This window comes from Paenibacillus sp. FSL R7-0340 (assembly GCF_038002205.1).
Taxonomy (GTDB): domain Bacteria; phylum Bacillota; class Bacilli; order Paenibacillales; family Paenibacillaceae; genus Paenibacillus; species Paenibacillus polymyxa_B.
The window spans coordinates 4866367-4889350 of record NZ_JBBOBY010000001.1 but is presented as its reverse complement, the minus strand read 5'-3'; the positions used below and the strand labels follow the sequence as shown (position 1 = coordinate 4889350).

Annotated in this window: 18 protein-coding genes; 17 read left to right on the top strand and 1 reads right to left on the bottom strand. The window is 47.9% G+C overall.

What is annotated here, in order from left to right; genetic code table 11:
• The first annotated feature begins 169 nt into the window (after positions 1-169).
• From MKX59_RS21895 to MKX59_RS21870, 6 genes are all read left to right on the top strand, one after another.
• On the top strand, positions 170-1825 hold the full coding sequence (locus MKX59_RS21895; protein ID WP_023987405.1) for an ABC transporter substrate-binding protein: 1656 nt from the start codon (positions 170-172) through the stop codon (positions 1823-1825).
• A gap of 29 nt (positions 1826-1854) precedes the next feature.
• Entirely contained in the window at positions 1855-2859 is a 1005-nt protein-coding gene (locus MKX59_RS21890) for an ABC transporter permease (protein ID WP_023987406.1), read from the top strand.
• Between the two features lie 35 nt (positions 2860-2894).
• Complete coding sequence (gene nikC, locus MKX59_RS21885; RefSeq protein WP_023987407.1) at positions 2895-3806, top strand: nickel transporter permease; 912 nt, start codon at positions 2895-2897, stop codon at positions 3804-3806.
• 242 nt (positions 3807-4048) lie between these two features.
• Positions 4049-5464 carry a deoxyguanosinetriphosphate triphosphohydrolase family protein gene (locus MKX59_RS21880; protein ID WP_023987408.1) on the top strand — a complete coding sequence of 472 codons (1416 nt, stop codon included), beginning with the start codon at positions 4049-4051 and terminating at the stop codon, positions 5462-5464.
• Positions 5465-5533: 69 nt separating this feature from the next.
• A complete protein-coding gene (locus MKX59_RS21875) occupies positions 5534-6478 on the top strand; it encodes an MsnO8 family LLM class oxidoreductase (protein WP_023987409.1) in 945 nt (314 codons plus the stop codon).
• Positions 6479-6491: 13 nt separating this feature from the next.
• A complete protein-coding gene (locus MKX59_RS21870; RefSeq protein ID WP_023987410.1) occupies positions 6492-7478 on the top strand; it encodes a TRM11 family SAM-dependent methyltransferase in 987 nt (328 codons plus the stop codon).
• A 4-nt stretch (positions 7479-7482) separates the two neighbouring features.
• On the opposite strand, the gene MKX59_RS21865 is transcribed toward MKX59_RS21870, so the two are convergent.
• The gene (locus MKX59_RS21865; protein ID WP_076157882.1) at positions 7483-8439 is read right to left on the bottom strand and encodes a D-2-hydroxyacid dehydrogenase; all 957 of its coding nucleotides are present in this window, start codon (positions 8437-8439) and stop codon (positions 7483-7485) included.
• A gap of 227 nt (positions 8440-8666) precedes the next feature.
• On the opposite strand from MKX59_RS21865, the gene thpR reads away from it, so the two are divergent.
• The 11 genes from thpR to MKX59_RS21810 all read left to right on the top strand — a co-directional run bounded on the left by thpR (position 8667) and on the right by MKX59_RS21810 (position 22982).
• A complete protein-coding gene (gene thpR, locus MKX59_RS21860) occupies positions 8667-9233 on the top strand; it encodes an RNA 2',3'-cyclic phosphodiesterase (RefSeq protein ID WP_340858927.1) in 567 nt (188 codons plus the stop codon).
• A gap of 111 nt (positions 9234-9344) precedes the next feature.
• On the top strand, positions 9345-10157 hold the full coding sequence (locus tag MKX59_RS21855) for a cell wall hydrolase (RefSeq protein ID WP_023987413.1): 813 nt from the start codon (positions 9345-9347) through the stop codon (positions 10155-10157).
• Between the two features lie 135 nt (positions 10158-10292).
• On the top strand, positions 10293-10976 hold the full coding sequence (locus MKX59_RS21850) for a metal-dependent hydrolase (protein ID WP_340858926.1): 684 nt from the start codon (positions 10293-10295) through the stop codon (positions 10974-10976).
• Between the two features lie 463 nt (positions 10977-11439).
• Positions 11440-16038 carry a glutamate synthase large subunit gene (gltB, locus tag MKX59_RS21845; protein ID WP_076264390.1) on the top strand — a complete coding sequence of 1533 codons (4599 nt, stop codon included), beginning with the start codon at positions 11440-11442 and terminating at the stop codon, positions 16036-16038.
• A gap of 321 nt (positions 16039-16359) precedes the next feature.
• On the top strand, positions 16360-17997 hold the full coding sequence (locus tag MKX59_RS21840; protein ID WP_028543112.1) for a sensor histidine kinase: 1638 nt from the start codon (positions 16360-16362) through the stop codon (positions 17995-17997).
• A gap of 116 nt (positions 17998-18113) precedes the next feature.
• Positions 18114-18752: a response regulator gene (locus MKX59_RS21835; RefSeq protein ID WP_013309148.1), complete on the top strand. Its 639-nt coding sequence runs from the start codon at positions 18114-18116 to the stop codon at positions 18750-18752.
• A gap of 281 nt (positions 18753-19033) precedes the next feature.
• The gene (locus MKX59_RS21830) at positions 19034-19777 is read left to right on the top strand and encodes a YveK family protein (RefSeq protein WP_023987416.1); all 744 of its coding nucleotides are present in this window, start codon (positions 19034-19036) and stop codon (positions 19775-19777) included.
• The gene (locus tag MKX59_RS21825) at positions 19761-20399 is read left to right on the top strand and encodes a CpsD/CapB family tyrosine-protein kinase (RefSeq protein ID WP_028543111.1); all 639 of its coding nucleotides are present in this window, start codon (positions 19761-19763) and stop codon (positions 20397-20399) included. Before MKX59_RS21830 ends, MKX59_RS21825 begins: the two co-directional genes overlap by 17 nt.
• Before the next feature lie 39 nt (positions 20400-20438).
• A complete protein-coding gene (gene galU, locus MKX59_RS21820; protein WP_013309151.1) occupies positions 20439-21332 on the top strand; it encodes a UTP--glucose-1-phosphate uridylyltransferase GalU in 894 nt (297 codons plus the stop codon).
• A 16-nt stretch (positions 21333-21348) separates the two neighbouring features.
• A complete protein-coding gene (locus MKX59_RS21815; RefSeq protein ID WP_013309152.1) occupies positions 21349-22047 on the top strand; it encodes a sugar transferase in 699 nt (232 codons plus the stop codon).
• Positions 22047-22982 (top strand): glycosyltransferase, encoded by a 936-nt coding sequence (locus tag MKX59_RS21810; RefSeq protein ID WP_013309153.1) that lies wholly within the window; start codon positions 22047-22049, stop codon positions 22980-22982. Before MKX59_RS21815 ends, MKX59_RS21810 begins: the two co-directional genes overlap by 1 nt.
• The last annotated feature ends 2 nt before the right edge of the window (positions 22983-22984 follow it).

The window sequence follows — 22984 nt, the reverse complement described above, 5'->3', positions numbered from 1 at the left end:
CTCTTACACCACTAGATTATGAACACTTCTGTCCTACTACACCTATTTGATGAACTCGGAATTTGGGACCACAGCTTGAGGACAAGCTTGTCATGTCAATCCAAAGGAATTGGCATTCATCCGGTATCAACGAATTAACAATATATAAGGTGTGAAAGGGGTTTGCTGCATGAGCAAAAAGTATGCAAAACACAAAATCTGGACCGTTCTGCTGGTGCTTGCGCTAGGAGCTGTTTTGGCGCTTTCCGGTTGTGGGGGATCAGGTGAAGGAGCAAAGCCAGAGGCAGGGAAAACACCAAGCGGAGCAGGAGAGGGCGTGCAGGACACACTCATTTATGGACGCGGCGGAGATTCCGTGGCGCTAGATCCTGCCATTGTGACTGAAAGCGAGTCGCTAAAAATCGGAATGCAAGTGTTCGACACACTGCTGGAATATAAGCAAAACACAACGGAGATCCAACCGGGGCTTGCAGAGAGCTGGGAAGTATCACCAGATGGACTGGTCTATACGTTCAAGCTGCGTCAGGGTGTAAAATTCCATGACGGAAGTGATTTTAACGCAGAAGCGGTTGTGTTTAACTTTGACCGCTGGGCTGATCCGAAAAGTCCATACAAATTTGAAGGTGACTCGTTTGACTATTATGATTCTATGTTCGGTCCTGAAGGAAGTAGGGTGATTAAGGAGGTTAAAGCGGTAGATGCGAACAGCGTCCAGTTTACACTAAACAAGCCGCAGGCGCCGTTTTTACAAAATATCGCTATGCCATCCTTTAGTATTTCAAGTCCCAAGGCTATTCAGGAGAAAAAGGCTGATTTCAAGAGTAATCCGGTCGGCACGGGTCCTTTTGTATTTAAGGAATGGAAACGGAACGATACCATCACGCTGGAGAAGAATCCAAACTATTGGAAAGAGGGGCAGCCGAAGCTGGCTAAGATCATTGTTCGTTCCATACCCGACAATACCGCGAGATTTAATGCTCTGCAAAACGGGGAAATTGACCTGATGGAGGATTTGAACCCGGATGATGCAAAGCAGTTAGACGGTAATAGCGAGTTGGTGAAAATTGAACGTCCCTCCTTTAATGTGGCGTACATTGGCTTTAATTTAAAGAAAAAAACCTTCAATAATCCCAAGGTGCGGCAGGCACTGAATCACGCAGTGAACAAGCAGGCCATTATTGATGCATTGTTTGCAGGGCAGGCTAAGCCTGCGGTCAATCCGATGCCACCTACGTTATGGGGGTACAACGATAGTATTCAGGACTACGCCTATGATCTGGATAAGGCTAAATCTTTGCTAGCGGAAGCGGGCTTTCCTAACGGGCTTCCCGAGCCGTTAACCTTCTATGCAATGCCCGTATCTCGTCCTTATATGCCTGACGGCAAAAAGGTGGCAGAGGCCATTCAAGCCGATTTTGAAAAAATAGGCGTCAAAGTAAACATCCAATCCCCGGAATGGGCTACGTATCTGGATGATGTTAAGGCGGGGGAAAAGGATGATCTGTATATGCTGGGATGGAACGGGGACAATGGTGACCCGGATAATTTTCTTTATACATTGCTGGACAAGGATACGATTCCAGGCAATAACCGCAGTTTTTATGTGAATGAGGAACTTCATAAAATATTGGTGAAGGCTCAGGTTGAGGTCGACCAGAACAAGCGTGGGGAACTGTATAAACAAGCACAAGTGATTATTAAACAGGATGCGCCGTGGATTCCATTGGTTCATAGCACACCGCTGATGGCAGGTAAAGCGAACCTCAAGGGTTTTGTACCTTCTCCGGCAGGTATTGAAGCGTACGGAAATATTTATTTTGAATAGCCCAAACGCAAGCAGGCGGTGAATAGGATATGAACTCATATATTGTAAAAAGACTGGCTATATTGATTCCTGTATTACTGGGCATGACGCTCATCGTTTTTTCCATTATTCATGCCATTCCGGGAGATCCGGCGGAAACCATACTGGGAGATAAGGCTACGGAACAGTCCAAGCAGGCGCTACGTGAGCAATTGGGGCTGGATAAGCCGTGGTTACAGCAATATGGGACCTATTTAGGTGAGCTGGCACAAGGGGACTTGGGCGATTCCATTCGCACCAGGCAGCCGATTGCCCGGGAAATGCTTCCTTATCTGGCGGCTACGCTGGAGTTGACAGTAGCAAGCATGTTTTTTGCTGTAGTAGTCGGAATGAACGCCGGCATCGTGAGTGCCTGGAAGCGAAATTCCTGGTTTGACTATGTCAGTATGGTCATTGCCCTGGTCGGAGTATCGATGCCGATTTTTTGGCTGGGCTTGATGGAGCAATGGATCTTTGCAAATAAACTGCATTGGCTTCCTTCCATCGGACGCATGAATTCTCGTGATCCGGTGGAAGCTGTGACACATTTAGCCGTGATTGATGCGATCATAGGTGGACGTATGGATCAGGTGTGGACCGTCATCAAGCATTTGATCCTGCCCAGTATCGCACTGGGAACGATTCCAATGGCGGTCATTGCGCGCATTACCCGTTCCAGCATGCTGGAGGTTATGGATGCGGACTATATCCGTACAGCTCGGGCGAAGGGGCTGGCATCTTTTCAAGTCGTATACAAACATGCGCTTAAAAATGCTGCGATCCCCGTACTTACTGTCATCGGTCTTCAGACTGGCTCACTACTGGGAGGCGCGGTACTGACAGAAACCATTTTTGCCTGGCCTGGCATCGGACGGTACATTTTTGAAGCGATCAGCTCGCGTGACTATCCGGTTATTCAAAGCGGAATTCTGATCATTGCGTTCCTGTTCGTCATCATTAATCTGATTGTCGATTTGCTGTACGCGGTGCTCGACCGGCGTATCCGTTATCAGTAATCAAGTCGCCAATTGTTCAAGGGGGAGCTTGTCCGATGTCACAATTTTCAATGGAACCCAACAACATACCGACGACACGCAGCACATTGGCTCATTTGCCTGTCGTGACTGGCCCTTGGAGAGACGCATGGAGGGCTTTTCGTCACAATAAAATGGCGTTCGTCGGCCTGAGCATTATTATCTTCTTTGTCATCATTGCTTTGATCGCGCCGTGGATTGCTCCTTTTGACTATAAAGAGCAAAATTTGGTGAGCCGTTTGCAGCCTCCTTCTGCGGAGCATTGGTTCGGTACGGATGATCTCGGTCGAGATTTACTGACTCGCACGCTGTATGGAGCCAGAATCTCGTTGTGGGTCGGTTTCTTGTCTGTAATTGGTTCAATGATTGTAGGAACAGCCTTAGGTTTAATCGCAGGATTTTACGGAAAATGGGCAGATATGGTCATCTCGCGGCTATTCGACATTTTACTGGCATTTCCGGGGATTTTGCTGGCCATTGCCATTGTGGCCATTCTAGGACCTTCATTGGAAAATGCGTTGTATGCCATTGCCATTGTCAATGTGCCAACATATGGACGGTTGGTTCGATCTAAGGTGCTGAGTGTCAAAACGGAGGAGTATATCACTTCTGCCAGAGCGCTTGGAGCCAATAATACACGAATCATCCTCCGTTATATTTTGCCTAACAGCCTGACACCGATCATCGTACAGGGAACGTTGGGGATCGGAACGGCCATTATTGAAGCGGCAGCGCTTGGATTTCTGGGCTTGGGTGCACAACCTCCTGAGCCAGAGTGGGGTAAAATGTTGTCCGATTCGCGGCAATATATCCAGAACGCGCCGTGGACAGTTATTTTTCCGGGGGTATCTATCATGCTGACCGTATTGGGCTTTAACCTAATGGGGGACGGCCTGCGGGATGTGCTTGACCCGAGGGCGAAGCGTTAGAGCAAAAGTGGTGAGGTATATAAAGTTGAGTAAAGGGGTGTTCTCTGGCCTGAATCAAATGGCTGGGGAACACCTTTTTTATATGACATTAAGAGCTTTCCGTAGGATACTCGCTTCGAAAGCACAATCCGACTGCGCAGTGACGCTAAAAGTAACTTTTACAGCTGAAAGTCATGTGAACTTTCCTGAGGCGCAAAAAAAATGTATAATCACTCCAATTGAGTACGTAGGGAGTGGGCTTTATGACATGGCAGGACAAGAGAGAGCATCGGCAATTTGCGGAACAGACACGAAGCGACGCTTCACGGGCCGCATATGAACGGGACTACTCCCGTTTAATCCATTCACCGACTTTCCGTCGGTTGCAGGGTAAATCACAGGTGTTTGGCGCAGGCACGGGCGATTATTACCGCACACGACTGACGCATTCTTTGGAGGTAGCGCAAATTGCGCGTGAAGCATCACGAAGCTTGCTGCGCCGCCATCCCGAAGTAGAGCTGGAACAAGCAGATAACGCAGGACTGATCATTGACCCTGAGGTGGTAGAATGTGCTTCCATTGCACATGACTTTGGGCATCCCCCGTTCGGACACAAGGGAGAAGAGGTGCTGGACGGGATTTTGGATCAACTGATTGAAACAAAGGTAGAAAAGATATCCTCTGCCGGAGGCTTCACACCGGAGTCCAAGCGTGGACAGGAGGCCTATGCGCGTGAGCGACAAATTTATGAGCATTTTGAAGGGAACGCGCACAATTTCCGGCTGATTATGTTTTTGGAGAAGCGTGAGAACGTGGATGGTTTGAATTTGTCGGACGCTGTGTTACTGGGGATCAACAAATACCCGTACCCGGGGATTCTGAACAAAAAAGGGTTGTACCTGCATGAGTGGGAATACATACGTTCCATCCGCGAGGATTGGGGTATCCCTGATGGTAAAAAAACGTTGGAAGCCCAGCTTATGGACCTGTGCGACGATATCGCTTATTCTGCGCATGATCTGGAGGACGGGATTAAGGCTGGGAAAATCGAGGTACATGAGCACTTCTTATATGATCCGTATTTAATTCGTCTGATTACGGAGAAAATCACCACGTTGGAGGATAGCTTCTGGCAAGGCTGGCAACTGGCTCATATTGAGCAGAAGGTAGCGGCTGTGCTGAGCGAATTTTTGAAGGTGTGGAACGGCAAGATGCCGATGTGTGAACACGATTATTCCCGTACCCGCCGTGAAGTGAAGGCATACTGGGTCAGCCTGTTTGTCAGCAGCTTGGGTGTAATTGAGGATGGAAATTGGAAAAAGGTGACCTTCGTACGGGATGGAAGCGAAGATTTGGATATGCTGCGCACTGTGAGTGTGTTGAAAAGCTTTGCTTGGGTTACGATGATCCGCGATCTGCGCGTACAGCGACTGCAAAAACGGAGTGAGTGGATGCTCAGACGGCTGTGGTTAGCTTTTCTAGACCCGGAAACGTCCAAATCTATTATTCCAAGCGACTGGCTCCAGCGCTATGAGCGCGACCAAGCCAAGGCGAAACCGATCTGGACATGGGAGCATATGGTCATAGACTATATTGCAGGCATGACCGATGCTTTTGCTGAAAAAATCTATAATGAGTTATACGGCCTGAAGGTGGGTTCGATTTATGATCTGGATTGACCTTTAAATTACCCCTATATAGTAGAAGGAACTGGTTTGTAATGGATAGCAGGAGGGAGGAATGTGTCTATGCAATCTCAGTCTTTATCTACGAAAAGGTTGAATCTCGGTGTGCTCGATATGGTGCCGTTGCTGCCCGGTAACCGTCCGGAGCAGGCGGTTCAACGAGCTGGTGAACTAGCGAGACAGGCAGAAGCATGGGGATATACACGCTACTGGACCTCGGAGCACCATGATATGGAGGGGCTGGCTTCCTCCAGCCCGGAAGTTCTGCTGTCTCATATCGGGGCGGTGACGAAGACAATCAAACTGGGTGCGGGTGCTATTTTGCTCCCGCATTATAGTCCAGTCAAGGTCGCGGAATGGTTTCATTTGCTGGCTGCTCTATATCCTGGCAGAGTCGAATTGGGCCTGGGGAGAGCACCTGGTGGTGGACCTCATGCTTCAATGGCACTGAGCGGTAATTTTCTTCAACATGTGACGGAGCTGCCACAGACGATGGAAGCTCTATTGGCTTTGCTGGAAGGTACTTACGAATATGAACAGGTGCCTGTGTTTGCCCGGCCGATGCCTGAACAGCCGCCAGCAGTGTGGATGCTGGGTACAAACCGAAAAAGTGCCGAATATGCCGCCCAGTATTCAACAGGCTATGTATTCGGTCAGTTTATGAGTGAACAGCAAACGGAAGAAATGCTAAGCATTTACCGCTCCAGCTTTCAGCCATCCAACCGGATGGACAAGCCACGTACCATGGTTGCTGTAGGAGCAGTATGTGCCTTGACGAATGAACTGGCGCAGCAATGGGCTGGTCAGATTTCATTGGGCGACCCGGCAATGCGAGCCAGCTGGCTGGTGGGAACGCCGTCGGATATTGCCGAACGGTTACGCGGCTTGCAGATTAAATATGATAATGATGAGTTTCTGTTGGTCACACCGATTCCCGATTATGAGCAGCGGCTTCACTCCTACCGTCTAATAGCGGAGGCTGTAAATTCTAACCTTGATTCCAAATGAAAAGAGATATGACATGAATAAACAGAAAACGAATATCGAAGAAATGAAACCAAGCTACATATATACCTATGCGTGTCATGAAACAGAGCGTGAGTTGTGTTTTTTGGAATTAAAATGCTTGTTCGGTCAGCCGCCCGTGCAGGACTCCATCCTATTGTCCCATCGGCGTCTGGAGCCGGGGACGAGCCCGTTTATTCATCTTAGGCTGGATGTAATGACAGATGCGGGAACGCTGGAAGAGCTATGCGAAGCAGCTTCTATGTTACAACTTGAGGAAGGAAAGACTTTCAAGGTGTTGTGCCTTAAAGAAGGTGACCATGAGGCTGACTATGACGAGCGGCGCGGGATCGAACGCCGAATGGGTGCACGCATTCATGGGCAGGCGCAAATGAAGACACCGGATATCACCCTTGGTGTTATTCGGATAGGAGAACGGTGGCTACTGGGCACGTGTCAGTATAGCGACAGATCGTGGCAGGAGCGTCGTCAGAAGCCGCAAAATTATTCTACTGGACTACCCGTTCTGGTAGCTAGGGCACTTGTGAATTTGGCAGCAACTGATCTAACAGCAGCAAAGGGAGAGCCAGGCTCATTGAAACTGCTAGACCCGTGTTGTGGTATGGGCAATGTAATGATTGAGGCATTGAGTATGGGAAAGGATATTCGCGGTTGTGATATCAACCCGTTGGCGGTGCGTGGGGCACGAGTGAATTTGCGTCATTTTGGATATGAAGAAGATCTAGTGAAGCTGGGGGATATGAATATGCTCGAAGGCACATACGATGCGGCCATATTGGATATGCCCTATAACCTGTGCTCCGTGCTCCCGGCTGATGAACAAAAGAAGATGCTGCGCAGTCTGAGACGCTTGGCCGCGCGGGCAGTGGTCGTGAGCACGGAGCCGATGGAAACATTGTTATCCGACTCAGGTTGGACCCTTACGGAGCAATGCCGCATACATAAGACAGGTATGAGTCGGGAAATCTGGATCTGTAAGTAGTGTGTTAATACTGAGTTTTGTAGTTAACCACATTCAGCGGCAGTTCCTGATCAGCGGCATAGGCATTCAAATTAGTAAGAAAAATATCTACCGCCCGTTCGGCATATCGGTCCGTATCGCCTGCAATATGCGGTGTGATCAAGACATGGTCCAGACTCCATAGCGGATGTGAAGCAGGTAGCGGTTCTTCCTCGAATACATCCAGTCCGGCAAAGGCAATATGCTTTTGCTCCAAAGAGCGTACAAGCGCATCCGTATGAACGGTGCCACCGCGGCCTACATTAATGAAGAAGGCTCCCTTACGCATAGCTGCAAATGCTTTTTCGTCAAAGAAGTGATGGGTTTCCTTGGTGAATGGCAATATATTTACCACGATATCCGCTGCTCCCAATGCTTCGTGTAGTTGTTCGTTAGTATACATATGCTCTACATGGGGAGCTTCCTTGCCAGAACGACGGACTCCGATCACCCGCATGCCAAAGGCTTCTGCAATCCGCGCTGTTTCACGGCCAATTTCGCCAACGCCTGTAATCAATAGCGTTTTGCCACGTAATTCCGTCAGTTGGCCTTTCGGTGGCTGCCATGTTTTCTGACGTTGCAAGAGAGCTGCTTGCTGTAAATAACGTGTATGCGATAGCAGCATGCCAAAGATCTGCTCTGTAATTGGAATTGCATGCACACCACTTGTATTCGTTAGTAAAATGTTACGCTTCTCCAATTCGGTAAGCGGTAGCTTGTCAATTCCAGCCGACCAGGTTTGTATCCACTTCAGTTTGCTGTCTGGGTGTAACGCCTCTTCGGCAATATGCTTTGACCAGCCTAGAATAACCTCGGCCTCCCGGATTTGTTTAGACTCCAATTCTTGAGCTTTGCCAATAATCAACTCGTAGCCCGGAGCTGTTGCACGAACTTGTTTTTTTTGCTCTTCCGTAAGTTGATGTAAGCTTAAAATGTTTCCCATAGTTCATAGCCTCCTCGATTTTTGATTCCTTGGAGTTTCCAATATATTCTGGCGAACCATCCTTTCAAGAATAACAGATTGCCGAAAAAATTGCATAATTAGGGTAAAAACGAGCTCGCGGTGTCACTATATATAACAACAAATGGCTTTACCCTGATTAGGGACAATCCAAACAGCTACTTTTTGAGATATCCACAAATATCTATTAGGAAAGGAGGTATAGATTGATGAAAAATGAATCGCAAAGACTTTTTACAGCTATTGCTCTCCCAAATGAGCATAAGAAGAAATTACATGATTGGGTGGAGCAGGATTTAAAAGACCTGACTTTTCGCAAATGGAGTGATTTCAGAGATTACCACGTGACACTTCAGTTTTTGGGTGATGTGGAGACCTCGGTTATACCGAAACTTGAGCAGGTTTTAGTTCAAGCTGCAGCTGAGCATGGCCCGTTCACACTCGGCATTGGAGAAGCAGGTTTTTTTGGCCGTGAAGAATTTCCGCGTGTACTGTGGAGGGGAGTGACCGGGCAGCGTGAGTCACTGGATCAATTGTACCAGTCCATACTCCAGGCTACGGAACCGCTGGGTTTTAAACCCGAGGAACGACCTTATCGACCTCATATCACCCTAGCACGCTCGTACACAGGAGAACAGCCTATTCCACCGTCTATTTGGCAGCCAAATGACCGATGCAGCGAGCCGTGGGAAGTGGGAGAATTTGTTTTATATGCAACCAGAATGGGTCAAAAACCAATGTACCAAATAATTCGAAAATTACCATTAATGAGGTGAAACCCTTGATCTATCAGCGAATTTAGTGATATAGTGTTTCAGCGTTATTCAAAAGGCGCATTTTGGGTTACATATCTGAGGAATGTGCTTAAAGTTAACGGGAGGAACATTATGGAAATCGTTAAAGAACATCGTTGGTTTGCACCTCTTTTGAGTGTGCTGCTTGTTTGTATATTGGGGATAGGCCTCTACGCTGAGGTTCAGCAAACACAGAAAAATCATAAAAATACACCTATGCAATCTCTGAGCTGGTCAGGGAACTCTTCGGCTCCTTCATATGGCGACAGGATGGGGACCCATAACGGGTCAAACAGGACAAGCCCCATCTTTGTCGCTGCTCATGGGCAGCCAAGCTGGAAAGAAATCATGCCGACACCGTTACCCGCTTCCCAGATGAAGCAGGCGGAACAAGCTCGGAATAACGTTGCTACAGGCAAGAAAAAGCTTGAGGTCCAGCATAGCAAGTCCGCAATCCTAACCCCTCCTACAACCATCTACTTTACGAAGACAAAAATGCTCACTCAGGATGACAAGGCGTTGTCTACCTGGAGCTATCCTGTCTCCGCTAAAGAACTGCTCCTGCTGCAAAAAATAGTGATGGCAGAAGCAGAAGGCGAACCGTACGAAGGCAAAGTGGCAGTTGCCAACGTTGTCTTAAACCGGCTGCGGTCAGCCCCATTTCCCGATACGATTCAGGCAGTGATTTATCAAAAAGCGCAATTTAGTCCGGTCGCGAACGGGCGTCTTCGTCGTGTTCAGCCCAACCAGGACAGCATCCGTGCGGTTACTGCTGCTTTGAACGGCCATAAAGCCGTGCCTGATAACACCTGTTTTTTCCTGTCGCTTACGTTAGCCCAGGACCTTACGGTTCATCATTCGCGTACCAAGGTGAAAACTATCGGTCATCATACTTTCTACAAATAACAGCCCTTTCTAAACAATAGGGTTCAGCTTTGTGAACGGATTTTGTGGTACAGGTGAAGCCAGTATGCAAAAGAGTTATAATAGGTAAAGGAAAGTAACCAAAATAATGAAAGTGACAAAGGAGGCGTAGATGATATGAAAATCACATATTATGGACATTCAGTTGTACTGGTAGAGGCAGAGGGGAAACGGATTATTATTGATCCTTTTTTGACGGGAAATCCTAAAGCAACCGTACAAGCCGAGGATATTCAGGTGGATGCCGTACTGTTGACACACGGTCATGCCGATCATTTTGGAGATGCTGTTGAAATTGCCAAGCGCAATGATTGTCCAGTGATCGCGGTCGCGGAACTGGCCGAATATTGTTCATCCTTGGGGGCCAAAGCTCACGGTATGAATCTGGGTGGGGGGCACCACTTTGACGGTTTCCATGTGAAATTCACGCTTGCGTTCCACAGCTCATCTTTGACGGTGGACGGACAAACCGTTTACATGGGAGAGCCGGCGGGGATTTTATTGACCATGGGAGGCCAAACCTTTTTCCATGCAGGGGATACTGGCCTGTTTGGCGACATGCGTCTCATTGGGGAAACTAACTCCATCGATGCTGCGGTATTGCCGATCGGAGATGGTTATACGATGGGACCGGAGGATGCACTGCTGGCAGCAAAATGGCTGCGTGCAAGCCGCGTAATACCGGTGCATTACAATACGTTCCCGGGTATTGAGCAGGACGGAGACGGCTTCTGTGATCGTCTACACAAAGAAGGCATTGAAGGGAAAGCATTGAAGCCCGGCGAAAGTCTCGAATTTTAATACGGATATCTGATTTGCGGGAATACACTTGATGGTCTATAAACTCATCAAATCTCCTTTGTCAGCCTTTTCTGTTCCTTAGAGGAATAGGAAAGGCTGTTTTTTAAAAGTGAATATTTATACATAAAAATGAGATATTTTTGCATTGATACGTTGAAGCTGTAATGTAAAAGATTTATTATCACAATCATAAAAACTTTGAATTGCTAACATGATAGGTCAATGATAAAATGATAGAACTAATTAGATTCATCAGTGGAATCGACGTATTTTTCAAGTCAAGCCATTGCATAATTATTGAAAAACATACGCATTCAGCGGACCGTACCGCCTTGAATACGTCACATGTTTTGTCCCCCATTCCTCGTAGTTGTTCTTTGAGTTACCTCTTGTTGCCACTGTCTTCTATTCGGCCGCCTGTATTTCAGGCCAGCATGACTTTATAACAGAAAGGTTGCGTTCCATGAGACAGACAGGTTTACCACCCAAACAGGGACTATATGATCCCCAATTCGAAAAAGACGCCTGCGGCATGGGCTTTGTTGCCCACATCAAGGGAAAACCATCGCACGATATTGTAAGTCAGGCTTTGACCATGCTCGTGAATATGGAGCATCGGGGCGGTCAGGGAAGTGAACCAAACTCCGGTGACGGAGCAGGGATTATGATTCAGGTCCCTCATCTGTTTTTTCAAGAGGAAGCGGAGCGATTGGGTTTCAAATTGCCAAAGGCCGGACATTATGGCGTTGGTATGCTTTTTGTATCCAATGATCCCAAAGTTCGTGAGGTACATGAGCAGAAGCTAAGAGATATCATCGTGGACGAAGGTCAAAATTGTTTGGGTTTTCGCGATGTTCCAACTTATGACGAAATGCTGGGGAAATCGGCAAAAGCAGCTAAACCGGGCGTGCGTCAGGTATTCATCGGTCGCAGTAGCGATCTGAAGGAAGAGCTGGACTTCGAACGGAAACTGTATGTCATTCGCAAACGTGCAGAGCTTGCTATTCGCTATAACCAAGAGGATGAGAACGGTGAGTCGTTCTATATTCCAAGTTTGTCATGTCGCAAGGTTGTATACAAAGGAATGCTGACAACCGAGCAGGTAGGCAAATTTTATCTGGATTTGCAGGATGAGCGGGTGACATCGGCGATCGCGCTGGTCCATTCCCGTTTTAGCACAAATACGTTCCCGAGCTGGGACCGTGCGCATCCTTATCGTTTTATGATTCACAACGGTGAAATCAATACTATGCGCGGCAACGTGAACTGGATGCATGCTCGCCAGGCGCAGTTTGAAAGCGAAGCGTTTGGTGGAGATATCAAGAAGGTAAAACCAGTCATTAACCCAGATGGCTCCGATACAGCCATGTTTGATAATACGCTGGAGTTTCTGTATCTGAGCGGACGTTCCCTTCCTCATGTAGCCATGATGATGGTGCCGGAGCCTTGGAACAAGCATGAAACCATGGACCCGAAGAAGCGAGCATTTTATGAATATCACAGCACCATGATGGAACCGTGGGACGGACCTGCTGCGATGGCGTTTACAGACGGTATCCAAATCGGAGCCATTCTCGACCGCAACGGTCTGCGTCCTGCACGTTACTATGTGACCAAGGACGATCTGATCGCACTGTCTTCAGAGGCGGGTGTATTGGATATTGCTCCTGAAAATGTGCTCTATAAGGATCGTCTCCGTCCGGGTCGTATGCTGTTGGTTGATACCCAAGAAGGCCGTATCGTTTCTGACGAAGAGTTAAAGGAACGTATCGCTTCCGAGGAACCTTATCAGCAATGGCTGGATGAGCACTTGGTTGATCTGGATGAGCTGCCGGAAGCACTAGAACAGCCGGAGCCTAAACATGAAAATGTAAATCAGCTTCAGCTCGCTTTTGGATATACGTTTGAAGAACTGCGCAAAATTCTGGAGCCGATGGCACTTACAGGTGCAGAACCGATTGGCTCAATGGGGTACGACGCACCATTGGCGGTGCTGTCTGATCGTCCGCAACGTTTGTACAATTACTTTAAACAAATGTTTGCCCAAGTCACGAACCCGCCGATTGACGCCATTCGTGAAGAGATTGTAACGTCAACCGCAACTACGATTGGGCCAGAGCGCAATTTACTGCATCCAGAACCGGAAAGCTGTCGTCAGATTCGTTTGGATTCGCCGGTGTTGTCGAATGAGGAGTTTGCCAAAATTCGCCACGTACACCGTCCGGGCTTCAAATCAATGACAATTCCGATCTTCTTTGAAGCGAAGGAAGGTGCTGAGGGCTTACGCAAGGCGCTGGAAGGATTGTTTGAGGCGGCTGACCGTGTCATTGACAAAGGTCATAACATCCTGATTTTGTCCGACCGTGGAGTGGATGCGGAAAATGCGGCCATTCCGGCGTTGCTAGCTGTTTCCAGCCTGCATCACCATCTGATTAAGCAGGGTACACGTACACGTGTGAGCATTTTGCTGGAGTCCGGGGAGCCAAGGGATATTCACCATTATGCGGTGCTGCTTGGATACGGTGTGAGCGCGGTTAATCCTTATCTGGCTTTTGAAACGCTGGATGTCATGATTCAGCAGGGCTTGCTGCGCGGCATCTCGCACGAAAAGGCAGTTAAAAATTATATTAAAGCGACAACAAAGGGTGTCGTTAAAATATTGTCCAAAATGGGTATTTCCACGATTCAGTCGTACCGTGGAGCACAAATTTTTGAGGCTGTAGGTCTGAAACAGGACTTTGTTGACCGTTATTTCACCTGGACACCTTCCCGCATTGGCGGTATCGGTCTGGAGGAAGTGACTACGGAAGCGCTCGTTCATCATAACCGTGCTTTCACCGACAAGGACGGCAACGACAAAGTGCTGGATTCGGGCGGCGACTATCAATGGCGTAACGACGGGGAAGAGCATTTGTTTAACCCGCAAACGGTGCATTTGCTCCAGCAGTCGGTTCGCTCTGGAGACTACAAGTTATACAAGAAATACGCCAAGCTGGTGCAGGGCGAAACGGAACAGCATTTAACGATCCGCTCGATGCTTCAGTTGAAGCCTACGGGTGAGCCTGTGCCGCTGGAAGAAGTGGAATCCGCTGCATCCATTATGCGTCGCTTCAAGACAGGAGCCATGTCCTTTGGCTCGATCAGTCAGGAAGCGCATGAAGATATGGCGATTGCGATGAATCGGATCGGTGGCAAGAGCAATACGGGTGAAGGTGGGGAGAACCCTGCACGTTTCATTCCGGATGCCAATGGCGATTCTCGTCGCAGTTCGATTAAACAGGTAGCGTCAGGCCGATTCGGTGTAACATCGAATTACTTGGTGAATGCCGACGAAATTCAGATCAAAATGGCGCAAGGCGCGAAGCCGGGTGAAGGTGGACAACTGCCAGGACGTAAGGTATACCCTTGGGTTGCTGAGGTACGTGGTTCTACGCCAGGAGTAGGTTTGATTTCACCACCGCCGCATCACGATATTTATTCTATCGAGGATTTGGCAGAGCTCATCTATGATCTCAAAAACGCCAATCCGCGTGCTGACATTAACGTGAAACTGGTGTCAGAAGTAGGCGTAGGCACGATTGCTACAGGGGTAGCAAAAGGCCGTGCTGACATTATTCTGGTCAGCGGTTACGACGGTGGTACAGGCGCTTCCCCGCAAGGCTCCATTCGCCATGCAGGTATGCCTTGGGAGCTGGGTCTGGCGGAGACGCATCAGACGCTGATGTTGAACAACCTGCGCGACCGCGTGGTATTGGAGACAGACGGCAAGATGCTGTCTGGCCGCGATTTGGTAGTAGCTGCCCTGTTGGGCGCGGAAGAATACGGCTTCTCTACAGCGCCGCTCGTGGCGTTGGGCTGTATTATGATGCGGGTATGCCAAATGGATACATGTCCGGTTGGTGTGGCTACGCAGAATCCGGAGCTGCGCAAAAATTATATGGGCGATCCTGCCCATGTGGTGAATTTTATGCGTTTCATCGCAGAAGATGTCCGTGAAATTATGGCGGAATTGGGCTTCCGTACAATTCAGGAAATGATTGGACGTACGGATTGTCTGGATACCGTGAACGCCGATTCGCATTGGAAGAAGAAGGGCGTAGACCTGAGCTTGCTGTTGCATGTTCCTGAGTTGGAAGAAGGTAGTGTACGTTACCGCGTACAACGCCAAAATCACGGTCTGGAAGAAACACTCGACATGCAGCAGCTCGTACCGATGGCTGCGGAAGCGCTGGAGAACGGAACGCCTGTTGAGGGTACCTTACCTATTACAAACGTGAATCGGGCGGTAGGAACGATTCTGGGCAGCGAGGTCACCCGTAAGTATGGAGCGGCGGGTCTGCCAGAGGATACGATTCGCTTTAACTTTATTGGATCGGCAGGTCAGAGCTTCGGGGCATTTATTCCGAAAGGCATCACGCTGAGCGTGGAAGGCGATAGCAATGACTATGTCGGTAAAGGGCTATCTGGCGGTAAGGTTATAGTGAAAAAGTCTCACAAAGCAACCTTTAAGGCAGAAGAGAACATTATTATCGGAAATACAGCCTTGTATGGAGCGACCAGCGGTGAAGCTTACATTAGCGGAATCGCAGGCGAGCGCTTTGCCGTTCGGAACTCCGGCGCACGTATTGTAGTTGAGGGCGTTGGGGATCATGGTTGCGAATATATGACGGGCGGACGTGTAGCGGTATTGGGTGGAACCGGACGGAATTTTGGAGCCGGAATGTCCGGAGGTATTGCATATGTCTATGACCCTGAGGGGACGTTCCTGAGCCGTTGTAATCTGGAAATGGTGTTGCTGGAAGGTGTGGAAGAACCTGCAGAAGCAGCAGATTTGCGCGGCTTGATTCAACGCCATGTCACTTACACGGGTAGTGAAGCGGGACAACGTATTTTGGATGATTGGCAGACTGCGATTCAGCAGTTTGTACGGGTGATTCCAAAGGATTACAAGCGTATGGTTGAACAGATCCAAAAAGAAGAGGCAACTGGTTTGAGCGGAGATGAAGCTCTGTTGGCAGCATTTGAAGCCAATATGCGTGAATTGGCGCGTGCCGGGGGCTAAAATGTAGACTACCAAATTTACTAAAAAAGGACTCGCTGAATACCGCTGTTATAATCACGGTGGTACCAGCAAGTCTTTTTTAGGTTGCTAAAAATGTGATTCATTTCCTTGACAAACGTCATAAATTCTGACATTACCCCCAAAATGTTTTCCTGAAACGGTAAATATGTTATAAAAAGTACCAAATTTTTTGGAATGTAACCGTTTACGTAAGAGTTTATGTCTTGTTATTTATTTTTGGATTGGTTATGATTTTTTTAGAGTACACAAACAAACCTAATATGCCCATCGTCCCTTCAAAACACAGAATAGGGTGACAGGATGAAGTTGAGGAAGTCAGCAGAAGACAAAATGATTTTTTTATACCGTTATGTATCACTATCTCTAACGTCACTTGTTTTTCTGTTCGAATCATCTAGGTTAATCGTGTGGCAGAAGCTATTACTGATTGGTTTTCTATTTTTATCCGTTACAGCATTTACTTGGATTTACCGTAAATACAGACTTCATGATATGGTATTGAAATGCAGCATTGCACTAGAAACAGCAGGGATCATTTTGTTGTTATTCCCAACCGGAGGGATGGATAGCCCGTTCAAATGGTATGTGATTACCCCCATGCTGGTGGCTTGTGCTCATCTGTCTATGAGATACAGTTGGACACTCCTCCTTTCTTATATCGGCTTGGTGCTTACATTTTGTTATATCTTTTTTACACCAGGTCAATATTTTTTGTGGGATCTTATATTGCAGAATATCAATTTGTTTCTGGTACTGATCGTAACTACGATGGCAATGCAGGTTATCGGCGTCATGAAGGACGAACTGAAGGTGGCTAAAGAACAAGCCAATGAGACGATGGATCATATCAAGTCGATTTACCACATCATGGAGACGACCAGCCACAATGAGGCTTTAAATCTCGGCCAGGTCATCTCAGACTATACTGTCAAGCTAACAAAGCAGAGCCGTGCATTTTTCTGGCTGGATAGTCAGGAGGAGGATGCACCGGAAAGTAGCCAGACAGGCTGGACGGTAGAGGAGGAGGAGCAGCTATTTGAGGAGCTGGGGAATTATCGGGAGGAATTCAGGGAAGAGCGTGAACCATTTTTCAGACATCTGCCAGAATGGGGCGATTTCCTCATGATCACAGTACCGATGACGACCCGTTTTGTAGCGACGATTGGCCTCAAGCTGGGCCCGGATCAAAGTCTGACAGGAAGACGCTGGCTCGTGCAACAACTGATATTCTTGGCTGAGCTGAGCGCTGTGTTCTTGGAGCGCTATGAGCTGGAGCGTATTGAAAATCAGCTGATTGTGACGAATGAGCAGAACCGAATTGCAAATGAAATGCATGACAATGTTTCTCAAAGTCTTTTTGGTATTGTGTACGCAACGCATTCTCTCCGGCAAACCTGGTGTCATCAGCCAAAGGAGCAGGTGGAGGAGCAAATTGATCTAATTCAGCAATCTGCTAACCAAGCGGTTAGAGAGCTGAAAGGGGCGATTCATAGTCTAAGCTCGAAAAAAAGCGGAGGCTCAACTTGGTTAGGGACGGTGAAAAGTCATCTCCATACACTCTCCAAGCTGAACCATGTACAAATTGATTTTGACATTCATGGTGATCATTATTCACTTCCGTATTTGTACCAAAAAGCTTTGTTCCGCATCATTTCCGAAGCGGCGGGGAACGCAATCCGTCATGGATTGGCCAAGCGAATTGATGTGAAGTTAAAATTGACGCCCCAAGTGATTAGACTGTCTATTCATGACGACGGAGTAGGGTTTGAGACGGCGAGAATGGTAGCAGGAGGTGAGGCGGTCAGTGCAGGCGGGGGCCTGGGCATGATGAATATGGAATATTTAGCTCAATCGATGGGAGGCGAATTTGATATTTCAAGTCGAATCGGAGAGGGAACACAGATCCGATTGTCCATTCCGGTAAATGCTTATGAATGAGGATTTTGCAAAATCCTCGAATAAAATGCGTGAACATTCTGCAATACAAAATCTGCGGTAACAATCGGATACATAGGGATTATGCAAATCCTGAACTGTAGACAGGAGGCCGAATCATGAAAATTGTCATTGTCGATGATCATCCTTTAGTACGGAAAGGACTCGCTGCGGTTATATCCATGCAGCCCAATGTTCAGTTTGCGGGAGAGGCCCAGAATCAACAGGAAGCACTTGTGGTGATCGAGGAAACAGATCCGGATCTGGTGCTGCTGGATTTGAAACTAGCTGATGAATCGGGGCTGGATATTATCAAGATAGCGCGCGGACGTGGTTTCAGAAGCAAATTTATTTTGCTGACCTCTTCCGCAACACGTGAAGATTTTCTGAAAGCAGAGGAAGCTTCCGTGGATGGTTATGTGCTTAAGGAAGCATTGCCTGAGGAATTAATTTACGCGATTCATCTTGTCAACAAAGGACGCAAATATTATGATCCGGCTATTCTCGAAAACAAGCTGCGTGAAGATGCGGGCAATCTGTCGGACGACCTGACGCCAAAGGAAAAGGAAGTGCTGGTCGAGCTGGGACAAGGAGCCTGCAATCGTGAAATTGCATCGCGGTTATTTATCAGTGAGTTCACAGTCAAAAAGCATGTCAGTCAGATCTTGGCCAAGCTGCGGCTGGCGGATCGTACGCAGGCAGCATTGTATGCCAATGCCATTGGTCTGGCGAAGTACGAGCCAACAAACATGGTATGATGCGCTGACTCTATAAGCTGCGCTGCACTTTTATATGCGAGTGGAAAGAAAAGCCTCAAAATCACCAAGCTTTGTGATTTTGAGGCTTTTTTCGATTTCTTTTTCCATAATCGACAAAGCATGGTACAAAAGTATACCATGCCGTATCCGAAAGTATACATTTCCCTCCCCCCATAGTGAGGGAGAAAGTGCCATTCGGTTCCATGTCGTTCACAGAGCCAATTGTTACAATAAAGTCATACTTAAATATGAAGAGAAATTGTATAGGAGGGAGGATTTTTGTGGAGAAAACCATTTTGGATTATCTAGTCCTGATCAAAAGAAGATTGTGGCTGATCGCAATTTTTGTCATTCTCTCATGTGTAACAACATACTTTGTGAGCGACAATGTTGTGAAGCCAGTCTATTCCGCTTCAAGCCAACTGCTGGTTAATCATATTTCCGCCAAGCAGGGGAGTAACAATCTGAACGACGTCAACACAAGTCTTAATTTGGTGGAAAGCTACAAGCAAATTCTCACTTCACCTAAAATTATGGACGCTGTTGTAGCGGCTCATCCCGAGTTCGGTTTGACGCAGCAGAAGTTGGCAGAGAAGCTGCAGATTAAATCCTCGGATAAAAGTCAGGTTATCGGTTTGACGTTTGAGGCAGGGAGCTATCCACAGGCCGCAGCGGTAGTAAACGCGGTAACCCAGAAATTCGTACAGACAGTTCCGGGATTGATGGAATTGAATAATGTGAAAATTTTAAATGAAGCGGACCCTCAGGCCAATCCTGACCCGATTAATGGGAACCCGCTCATGAATATTGCGATTAGTTTTCTCGTATCGCTGATGATTGCATTGGGCACGATTGTGTTCCTGGAAAGCATTAACGGCACGCTGCGCTCGGAGAAAGAAGCGGACGCGGACATCGGTATTCCGGTAATCGCATCGATTCCAGTCATTCGCAAGAAAGACGTCGATGGAGCAGCCGGAAATTCCAAAGAACGGGTAGGGGAGCGTAAATATGCTGCGATTGAATGACATGTTGATTACAGAAAGTAATCCATCATCGTATATCTCGGAATCATTTCGATCCCTCCGTACATACATCCGGCAGCAGGTGATTGGGCAAAAGGACCGTGGCACGGTTCTATTGTTGACCTCGCCGGAAAGCGGAGCGGGTAAAACTACACTGCTCGCCAACATCGGAGTTTCCTTTGCACAAGAAGGCAAGAAGGTGGCTCTGGTGGATTGCAATCTGCATAAACCAGCGCTGCACGAAATATTCGGAATGGAGAATACCGCAGGTCTATCGGCTTATTTGCGCGGTGGGGCTTCTTCCAAGTCTATCGTTAGGCATGGTGGGCTGGAGCTATCGGTTGTTCCCGGTGGAGACACCCTGTACAACGCAGCAGATCTGCTCGGTAGCGAACGTATGGCTGAGCTGCTGGAAGAGCTCAAACGTGAATATGACATCATCTTGCTTGATTCGGCTCCGGCGTTGAATTATACGGATGCTCGCTTGATTGCAGGCTTGACGGATGGTGTGATTCTCGTTGCTAGACATGGTCGTACCAAACGGGAAGATCTACGCAAAACAAAGCAACTCATGGAGCAGGCCAGTGCGACGCTGGTTGGAATTGTGATGAATCAGGTGAAGTAAGCAACACCAAAATTCGATGAAGCAAGGAGAATGAGTGCGATGACGAAAAGAGTGAAAAAGGCCATTATTCCAGCAGCAGGGTTAGGTACGCGCTTCCTCCCTGCCACAAAAGCGATGCCTAAGGAAATGCTTCCAATTATCAATAAGCCTACGATTCAATATATCGTGGAAGAAGCGATTGCTTCGGGTATTGAGGACATTATTATCGTTACGGGTAAAGGCAAACGTGCCATTGAGGACCACTTTGACAACGCATTTGAGCTGGAATCCAAACTGCTCGAGGACGGTAAGCTGAAACTTCTGGAGGAAGTACAGCGTTCTTCGGGAGTGGAAATTCACTACATTCGCCAAAAAGAACCCAAAGGTCTTGGACATGCGGTATGGTGCGCAAGACGCTTTATCGGGGACGAGCCGTTTGGTGTGCTGCTGGGCGATGATATCGTAACAGGTCAAAAACCTTGCCTGCGCCAGCTGATGGATCAGTATGAGGAAACTCAAAATTCGGTTATCGGTGTGCAGCGGGTACCGCAGGAATTTACGAACCGGTACGGCATCATTGAACCGGATCAGCAGGACGGACGCTTGTACCGAGTGAATAATTTTATAGAAAAACCGGCTCCAGGCACAGCGCCATCTGATTTGGCTATTATGGGTCGCTACGTGTTCTCGCCGAAAATTTTCAAATATCTTGATCTTCAGGAAAAAGGAGCTGGCGGCGAAATTCAGTTGACGGATGCGATCCAAAAGCTGAATCAGAGTGAGCGTGTGTACGCCTATGATTTTGAAGGCACTCGTTATGACGTGGGTGAGCGTCTTGGATATATTTTAACCACACTTGAATTTGCACTTGCCAGCGATGATTTGAAGTATCCGGTTATGGAGGCCATGAATGAATGGTTGAAAAAGACCGAGAAAGCAACCACGGCAGGTTGAGAGGGGGTACGTCAGCATGAGCATGGAAAATTTACCGGAGGACGGCGAGGCTGTCATGTCAGGTAAAGCGTTTTACATGCCATACGGAAATACACAAATTCAGGATAAAACGTCCTACCTGGTCACAAAACGCCTCCTTGATATGCTGCTGTCGTTCGTGGGCTTGATCGTCTTGCTTCCGCTTTTTGTAGTGGTAGGCGTTTTGATTAAGCTCGAAGACCCAAAGGGAAGCGTGTTTTTCAAGCAAACTCGGGTGGGCAAGAATGAGAAGTTATTCGATATGTATAAATTCCGTTCAATGGTGTCCAATGCAGAGGAACTGAAAAAGGACTTGATGGAGCTGAATGAAGTGAGCGGCGCCATGTTTAAAATTAAAAACGATCCTCGGATCACGAAAATTGGCAGTTTTCTGCGCAAGACGAGTATTGATGAGATTCCGCAGCTGTGGAACGTGTTGGTCGGCGACATGACTTTAGTCGGTCCGCGTCCGCCGTTGCCCAGCGAGGTCGAGCAATATTCTGATTATGATAAGCAACGCCTGATTGTAACACCGGGATGTACGGGTTACTGGCAGGTGAGCGCACGTAACAGTGTAGGCTTCGAAGAAATGGTGCAAATGGATTTGAAGTATATTCATGTTCGCAATACGTGGCTCGATTTGAAAATCATCATGAAAACAGGCGTTAAAATGCTGTTCTCCAAGGATGCTTACTGATGGATGCATTCAAGCGATGTCCCGCAGTGTCCGTCGTTATTTGCACCTATAACCGGGCGGACCTGCTGGAGAAAACGTTAATGTCCCTGCTGGAGCTGGAAGACCTTGCACTGGCTGAGATCATTGTGGTCGATAACCGATCCACCGATCATACAGCAGCGACGATCAAAAGGTTCACCGTCGCCCATGGTCAGAATATCCATCTCCGATATCATTATGAGCGCGAACAAGGACTGTCTGCTGCTCGCAATGCAGGCATTACGTTATCAAGAGCGGAAGTCATTGCTTTTCTCGATGATGATGCAATTCCGTGTGTTACATGGTTGCAAACGATTATGTCAGCATTCGGGAACAATCCTGAGCTGACGGCTATGGGTGGGAAAATTGACCCTATGTTTGAGACGGAACGACCGGGTTGGCTAACAGGCCCGCTTGAACTGCCTTACACGATTATTGATCTGGGCAAAGCCGTTCGTGAATATCCGTCTGGACTGAATCCATTTGGAGCGAATATGGCGATGCGCAAAACGGCTTTTGCCGCCGTTATGTTCCCGCTTCATCTAGGCAGAAAGGGAGATATCCTTCTATCAGGTGAAGAATCGTGGGTATTCGAGCAAATCCGTAAAAATGGTGGAACGATTATGTATCATCCACACATGTCTGTGGAACATTTTGTGCCGGCTTCACGGTTAACGAAAGAATGGATCATGAACCGCTACTATTGTCAGGGCATGTCTAACGCTGCTCAGGCCGTAGGTCTGCGCGGCAACGCGATGCTGATGGCGAAGACGGCAGCCAAAGTGTTATACATCACTTTGGATTCCCTGCTGGCACGTAGTGAGGGCAGGAAGCTGTTGAACCGGTGCAGGCTTGAAAGTATCCGTGGGACACTGGATACACTGCGCAACCGGAAAAGCGAGTCAGCTGCGGGGTGAAA

Bases quoted from the DNA above. Each gene is read 5' to 3' on its own strand.
- MKX59_RS21895 (WP_023987405.1), top strand. From the start codon at position 170: ATGAGCAAAAAGTATGCAAAACACAAAATCTGGACCGTTCTGCTGGTG.
- MKX59_RS21890 (WP_023987406.1), top strand. From the start codon at position 1,855: ATGAACTCATATATTGTAAAAAGACTGGCTATATTGATTCCTGTATTA.
- nikC (WP_023987407.1), top strand. From the start codon at position 2,895: ATGTCACAATTTTCAATGGAACCCAACAACATACCGACGACACGCAGC.
- MKX59_RS21880 (WP_023987408.1), top strand. From the start codon at position 4,049: ATGACATGGCAGGACAAGAGAGAGCATCGGCAATTTGCGGAACAGACA.
- MKX59_RS21875 (WP_023987409.1), top strand. From the start codon at position 5,534: ATGCAATCTCAGTCTTTATCTACGAAAAGGTTGAATCTCGGTGTGCTC.
- MKX59_RS21870 (WP_023987410.1), top strand. From the start codon at position 6,492: ATGAATAAACAGAAAACGAATATCGAAGAAATGAAACCAAGCTACATA.
- MKX59_RS21865 (WP_076157882.1), bottom strand. From the start codon at position 8,439: ATGGGAAACATTTTAAGCTTACATCAACTTACGGAAGAGCAAAAAAAA.
- thpR (WP_340858927.1), top strand. From the start codon at position 8,667: ATGAAAAATGAATCGCAAAGACTTTTTACAGCTATTGCTCTCCCAAAT.
- MKX59_RS21855 (WP_023987413.1), top strand. From the start codon at position 9,345: ATGGAAATCGTTAAAGAACATCGTTGGTTTGCACCTCTTTTGAGTGTG.
- MKX59_RS21850 (WP_340858926.1), top strand. From the start codon at position 10,293: ATGAAAATCACATATTATGGACATTCAGTTGTACTGGTAGAGGCAGAG.
- gltB (WP_076264390.1), top strand. From the start codon at position 11,440: ATGAGACAGACAGGTTTACCACCCAAACAGGGACTATATGATCCCCAA.
- MKX59_RS21840 (WP_028543112.1), top strand. From the start codon at position 16,360: ATGAAGTTGAGGAAGTCAGCAGAAGACAAAATGATTTTTTTATACCGT.
- MKX59_RS21835 (WP_013309148.1), top strand. From the start codon at position 18,114: ATGAAAATTGTCATTGTCGATGATCATCCTTTAGTACGGAAAGGACTC.
- MKX59_RS21825 (WP_028543111.1), top strand. From the start codon at position 19,761: ATGCTGCGATTGAATGACATGTTGATTACAGAAAGTAATCCATCATCG.
- galU (WP_013309151.1), top strand. From the start codon at position 20,439: ATGACGAAAAGAGTGAAAAAGGCCATTATTCCAGCAGCAGGGTTAGGT.
- MKX59_RS21815 (WP_013309152.1), top strand. From the start codon at position 21,349: ATGAGCATGGAAAATTTACCGGAGGACGGCGAGGCTGTCATGTCAGGT.
- MKX59_RS21810 (WP_013309153.1), top strand. From the start codon at position 22,047: ATGGATGCATTCAAGCGATGTCCCGCAGTGTCCGTCGTTATTTGCACC.